Source organism: Jatrophihabitans sp. (assembly GCF_051960575.1).
Taxonomy (GTDB): Bacteria; Actinomycetota; Actinomycetes; order Mycobacteriales; family Jatrophihabitantaceae; genus JBQCEE01.
Genome location: NZ_JBQCEE010000219.1, coordinates 1 through 5,735 on the forward strand (window position 1 = coordinate 1; position 5,735 = coordinate 5,735).

Annotated in this window: 6 protein-coding genes; 5 read left to right on the plus strand and 1 reads right to left on the minus strand. The window is 74.2% G+C overall.

The window, feature by feature from the left end; genetic code table 11:
- The first annotated feature begins 42 nt into the window (after nt 1-42).
- From ACTHMS_RS12175 to ACTHMS_RS12190, 4 genes are all read left to right on the plus strand, one after another.
- Nucleotides 43-1,752: an ATP-binding protein gene (locus ACTHMS_RS12175; protein ID WP_440306932.1), complete on the plus strand. Its 1,710-nt coding sequence runs from the start codon at nt 43-45 to the stop codon at nt 1,750-1,752.
- 107 nt (nt 1,753-1,859) lie between these two features.
- The gene (rph, locus tag ACTHMS_RS12180; protein ID WP_440306933.1) at nt 1,860-2,582 is read left to right on the plus strand and encodes a ribonuclease PH; all 723 of its coding nucleotides are present in this window, start codon (nt 1,860-1,862) and stop codon (nt 2,580-2,582) included.
- Nucleotides 2,579-3,175, plus strand: coding sequence for an RdgB/HAM1 family non-canonical purine NTP pyrophosphatase (rdgB, locus tag ACTHMS_RS12185; RefSeq protein WP_440306934.1), 597 nt, complete (start codon nt 2,579-2,581; stop codon nt 3,173-3,175). The genes rph and rdgB overlap by 4 nt, the downstream gene beginning before the upstream one ends.
- Nucleotides 3,176-3,185: 10 nt before the next feature.
- A complete protein-coding gene (locus ACTHMS_RS12190; RefSeq protein ID WP_440306935.1) occupies nt 3,186-4,241 on the plus strand; it encodes an NAD(P)-dependent alcohol dehydrogenase in 1,056 nt (351 codons plus the stop codon).
- 1 nt (nt 4,242) lies between these two features.
- Here ACTHMS_RS12190 and ACTHMS_RS12195 read toward each other — a convergent pair whose 3' ends face one another.
- Entirely contained in the window at nt 4,243-4,914 is a 672-nt protein-coding gene (locus ACTHMS_RS12195) for a hypothetical protein (RefSeq protein ID WP_440306936.1), read from the minus strand.
- A gap of 146 nt (nt 4,915-5,060) precedes the next feature.
- Between ACTHMS_RS12195 and ACTHMS_RS12200 the strand changes: the two genes are divergently transcribed.
- Nucleotides 5,061-5,735 (plus strand): MFS transporter (locus ACTHMS_RS12200; RefSeq protein ID WP_440306937.1); only part of this gene is annotated, 675 nt, incomplete at its 3' end.

Below are 5,735 nucleotides of genomic sequence, written 5' to 3' on the forward strand. Positions count from 1 at the left end.
CCTCTGGCAACAAGCGCCCCCGGGTGGTCCTCCCGTTTCTGTGTGTGTTGGGGCCCACGCCGCACGGCGATGGCCCGGCACCGCACCCTGCGCGCCGTCGTCGGCTGGAGCTGGGACCTCCTGCGCCCGGACGAGCGGCTGCTGGCCGAGCGGGTCGCCGTCTTCCCCGGCGGGGTGACGGTCGAGTCGGCCGCGGCGGTGTGCGCCGGCGACGGGGTCGCGGCCGACGACGTCGCCGAGCTGCTCGCGTCCCTGGTCGACAAGTCGCTGCTGCAGGCGGTGGACGACGGGCGCCGGCTGCGGATGCTCGAGACGATCCGCGAGTACGGCATCGAACAGCTGGCCGGACGCGACGAGCTGCTCGCCATGCGCGACCGGCACGCCGACCACGTCGCCGCGCTGGTGACGGCGGCCCAGCAGCACCTGACGACGCGCGACCAGCTGCCGTGGCTCGCGCGCCTGACGGCCGAGCGCGACAACATCCTCGCCGCGCTGCGGCACCGGTGCGAGCGCGGCGACGCCGACGGCGCCGTGCGGCTGGCGATCGAGTGGGGCGGGCAGGCGTTGCTGCTCGGCAACCACGCCGACAGCATCGGCTGGCTGGCCGACGCGCTCGCCGTACCGGGCGGTCACGAGCTGCCCGAGCGGTGGTTCGCGCGGGCGTTGCTGGCGATGGCCGCGCTCTCGACGGTGGCGGTGCCGGCGGTGCCCGGCGAGCCGACCCACGACATCGTCACGCTCGCCGACGAGCTGGCGCGGGTGCCGGCCGACGTGCACCCGATGCTCGGGCTGGTGCGGGTGGCGCTCGGCTTCTTCTCCGGCGACCGGGCCCGTCTCGACGCGATCGTCGAGCGCGGGCTGCACGAGGGATCACCCTGGAGCCGCGCCGCCGTGCAGGCGTTCCGCGCCAACATCGCCGAGAACGACGGCGACGTCGCGGGCATGCGGATCGAGGCCGACCGGGCCCTCGCCGCGTTCGAGGCGCTCGGCGAGCGGTGGGGGATGGCCAACACGCTGCGCACGATCGCCGTGCTGCGCACGTTCGACGGCGATCTCGCCGGCGCGATCGAGGCCTACGAGCGCGCGCACGCGCTGATCCGCGAGATGCACTCGCGCGAGGACGAGGCCTACCTGCTCGTCCGGCTGGCCACGCTGTACCTGCGCACCGGCGACGTCGAGCGGGCGCGGGCGACGGCGACGGCGGCCGGCGAGAGCGCCGAGGTGACCGGGGCGCGGCTCGAGTCGGTGCTCATCCTCAACCTGCGCGCGGCCGTCGAGCGCGCGGCCGGGAACGACGAACTCGCCCGCACCCTCGACGACGAGGCGTACCTGCGCAGCCAGGCGCTGCCACCGACCCATCCGGCGCTGGGGCACATGCGCGGGATCGTGCACGCCGTCGCCGCGCGGCGGGCGGTCGAGGACGGCGACCTCGCGCTCGCCCGCCGCCGCGCCGACGAGGCCTATACCGCGGCCGTCGGCACCGACGACCAGCCGCTCACCGCCGCCGTCGGCGTGACGCTGGCCGAGGTCGCCGTCCTGTGCGGTGCTGCCGGTGCGGCCGCCGAGATGCTGGGTGCGACGGTCGCGCTGCGCGGCGCCGCCGACCCGACCGACCTCGACGTCGCGCGCGTGACCGCCGCGGTCGTGGCCACGCTCGGCCCGGCGACGGCGGCCGAGCTGGACGCGCGCGGACGCGCCCTCGACCGCCCCGCCGCGTACGCCCGCCTCGACCCCGCGTCGTGGTGGCCCTGACCGACGTGGGCCGCGCCGCTCGTCGTCCGGATCTTGATGGCCTGACCGGGGCGGGCGTCGGTACGGGCATGAAGATCCGGAGGTGCGCGCGGTTAGGGTTGGTGCCCGTGACCCGTCCTGATGGCCGCGCGGCCGACCAGCTCCGTCCGATCGAGATCGAGCGCAACTGGCAGAAGTACGCCGAGGGCTCGGCGTTGATCTCCTTCGGCGAGACCAAGGTGCTCTGCTCGGCCTCGGTCGAGCGCGGCGTGCCGCGGTGGCGCAAGGGCAGCGGGCTGGGCTGGGTGACCGCCGAGTACTCGATGCTGCCGCGCGCGACCCTGACGCGGAACGACCGCGAGTCGGTGCGCGGCAAGATCGGCGGACGCACGCACGAGATCTCGCGGCTCATCGGCCGCTCGTTGCGGGCGGCGATCGACCTGTCGGCCCTCGGCGAGAACTCGATCGCCATCGACTGCGACGTCATCCAGGCCGACGGCGGCACGCGCACGGCCGCGATCACCGGCGCCTACGTCGCCCTCGCCGACGCCGTGCGTTGGCTGCAGGGCCAGGGCGCGCTCGCCAAGCCGGACGCGCTGCACCGGTCGATCGCCGCCGTGTCGGTCGGGGTCATCGACGGCGAGCCGCGGCTCGACCTCATGTACCAGGAGGACGTTCGCGCCGAGACCGACATGAACGTCGTCGTCACCGGCACCGGCGAGTTCGTCGAGGTGCAGGGCACGGCCGAGGGCGCCCCGTTCCGCCGCGACGAGCTCGACGCGCTGCTCGACCTCGCGGTCGCCGGCTGCGCGGAGCTGACGCGGCTGCAGCAGGAGGCGCTGGCGCAGTGACGCGCGTGCTGCTCGCCTCGCGCAACCCGAAGAAGCTCGCCGAGATGCGGCGCATCTTCACGCCGCTGTCGTCGATCGAGGTGATCGGGCTCGACGACGTGCCGCCGTACGACGAGGTGCCCGAGTCGGGACACACCTTCGCCGACAACGCCCGCATCAAGGCACGGGCGGGCTTCGAGCACACCGGCCTGCCGACGGTGGCCGACGACTCGGGCCTCGCCGTCGACGAGATGAACGGCATGCCCGGCGTGCTCTCGGCGCTCTGGGCGGGCACGCACGGCGACGACGAGGCCAACCTGCAACTGCTGTTGAGGCAACTCGCCGATATCCCGGACGAGCGGTTGACCGCCGCGTTCGTCGCCGCCGTCGTGTACGTCGACGGCGAGCGCGAGATCGTCGTGCACGGCCGCATGCCCGGCCACCTCGTCCGCGAGCCCCGCGGCACGAACGGCTTCGGCTACGACCCGATCTTCGTGCCCGACGGTCACGACGTCACGAGCGCCGAACTGCCGAGCGACGTGAAGGACGCCATCAGCCACCGTGGGCAGGCGTTGCGCGCCCTCGCCGCCGAGCTGGCCGCCCTCGCTGACTAACGTCGTGGGTATGCAGACCCGTGCCTACGGCGCCGAGTCGGCCGAGAGCCTGCTCGCGCCACTCACCATCCCGCGCCGCGACATCCAGCCGACCGACGTGCGCGTCGACGTCACCCACTGCGGCATCTGCCACTCGGACATCCACACCGCGAAGGGCGACTGGAAGGGCACGCAGTACCCCTGCGTCCCCGGCCACGAGATCGTCGGGCGGGTGGCCGAGGTCGGCGCCGAGGTCACCCGGTTCGCCGTCGGCGACACCGTCGGCATCGGCGTCATCGTCGACTCGTGCGGCGAGTGCAGCGCCTGCACGCGCGGGCTCGAGAACTACTGCCGCAAGGGTGCGACCGGCACCTACAACGGCAAGGACCGCCACGGCACCGCGCCGGTGACCTACGGCGGGTACTCGGCGACCATCGTCGTCACCGAGCGCTTCGTGCACGCGCTGCCCGAGGGCCTCGACCCGGCGGCCGCGGCACCGATCCTGTGCGCCGGCATCACCATGTACTCGCCGTTGAAGCACTGGCAGGTCGGGCCGGGCACGCGCGTCGGCATCGCCGGCTTCGGCGGACTCGGCGGCATGGGCGTCAAGCTGGCCAAGGCGATGGGCGCCGAGGTCACCGTGATCAGCCGCAGCGACAAGAAGGCCGGCGAGGCGAAGCAGGCCGGCGCCGACCACGTGCTCGTCTCGACCGATCGGTCGGCGATGCGGGACGCCGCCCGCTCGCTCGACCTGATCCTGTCGACGATCCCGAAGGACCACGACCTGCAGCCCTACCTGCGGCTGCTCGACCTCGACGGCACCTACGTGGTGCTCGGCGCGATCGAACCGCTCACCACGCCGTTCCACGGCGGCATGCTGATGCAGAACCGGCTCACCATCGCCGGCTCGAACATCGGGGGCGTGCCCGAGACGCAGGAGCTGCTCGAGTTCTGCGCGAAGCACGGCATCACCGCCGATGTGCAGGTCATCGGCGTCGACCGCGTCAACGACGCGTACGCCGAGCTGCAGGCCGGCGACCCGGGCTACCGGTACGTCATCGACATGAGCACGCTCACCGAGGCGTGACTCAGCCGTAGCAGACCGCGACCGCCCACGGCCCGTGGGCGGTGCGGCTGCACATCACCCGGCCGTCGCGGATGACCGTGATGGTCGTGGTGGTGGCGCCCGGTCCGGCCTGGACGCCGAGTGCCGCGACCAGGCCGTAGCCCTTCGCCGACGTGGTGACCGCCCACGGCGCGCGCACGCCGTCCTGCTTGCCCGATGCCGGCCTCCCGCCGAGCACCTGGTAGCCGACGCTGGCCAGCAGCGCGTCCGAGGTGACGGTGAGCCGGACGATGTGGTCGTAGCTGCCGCCCTCGGTCACCCCGCCGACGCCCGTCGGCACGCTGATCGGCGGCGCCTGGTGCGGCGCGCCTGAGGTCGTCGAGCCCTTGCCGACGGTGCGGCCCTTGGCTGGGTCGGCGACGGTGACGTCGGGGGGCGCGGGCGGTGCGAAGCCCTGCGTCGACAGGTTCGACAGCCCGTCGATGTGCCGGCCGTCGACCGTCGGCCCCCCCCAGAGCCACAGTGCGCCGAGGAAGAGCACGAGCACGACGCCGGTCGTGATCAGCCAGGTCGGCGGCCGGCGGAAGCGGCGTCGCCGGCGCAGGTCGCGCGGCCCCATCGCCCCCATCGCCCCCACCGGACGCGACGGCACCGGCGCGGCCGACGGCTCGGGCGCGGCCGACGGCTCGGGCACCGCCGGCGGTGTCGGCGTCGGGCGCGGCGAGGGTCGCGGGGTCGGCTGCACGGGGCTCCTCGGCAGGGAGTGGGGCTGATCCAGTGTGCCCTGTACGGCGGCGATCTGCTCGACGTGCGCGCCGGGCAGGGGGCAGAGTGATCGCGATGGCAGCGCCGACCAGCACCGAGCGCGCGGGACGCGACAGGCAGCGGCCCCTCGCGGGGAACCGCGACTTCGCGATCCTCTGGCTCGGCGACATGGTGTCCGAGCTCGGGTCGGCGATGTCGATGCTGGTCTTCCCGCTGCTCGGGTACGCGCTCAGTCACTCGACGACGCAGGCCGCACTGGCGACGACCGCGTTCTACGCCGCCGGAACGCTCGTGCGGCTGCCCGCGGGGGCGCTGGTCGACCGGTGGTCGCGACGCCAGGTGCTGCTGCTCAGCAACCTCGCGTCGGCGACCGTGCTCGGCCTGCTCGCCGTGCTGATCGCAGTCGGCTCGGCGACGATCACCCTGCTCGTCGTCGCCGGCGTGCTCGCGGGCGTCGCCGAGACCTTCTTCTCGCCGGCCGCGTCGGCCTCGCTGCGCGCGGTCGTCCGTCCCGAGCACCTCGCCGCGGCCTACACGCGCATGCAGGCGCGGCACCACGTCGCGTCGCTCATCGGCCCGCCGCTCGGCGGCGCGCTGTTCGCGGTCGCCGCCTCGCTGCCGTTCACCGTCGACGCGGTCACCTTCGCCGCGTTCGCCGTCGCCACCGGGTTCCTGCGCACGCCGCTGCCCGCACCGGGCGCGCCCGGGCCGCGGCGGCTGCGCGCCGACGTGCTCGACGGCCTGCGCTTC

Excerpts from the sequence above, each read along its gene's own strand:
- ACTHMS_RS12190 (WP_440306935.1), top strand. The coding sequence starts at position 3,186 with ATGCAGACCCGTGCCTACGGCGCCGAGTCGGCCGAGAGCCTGCTCGCG.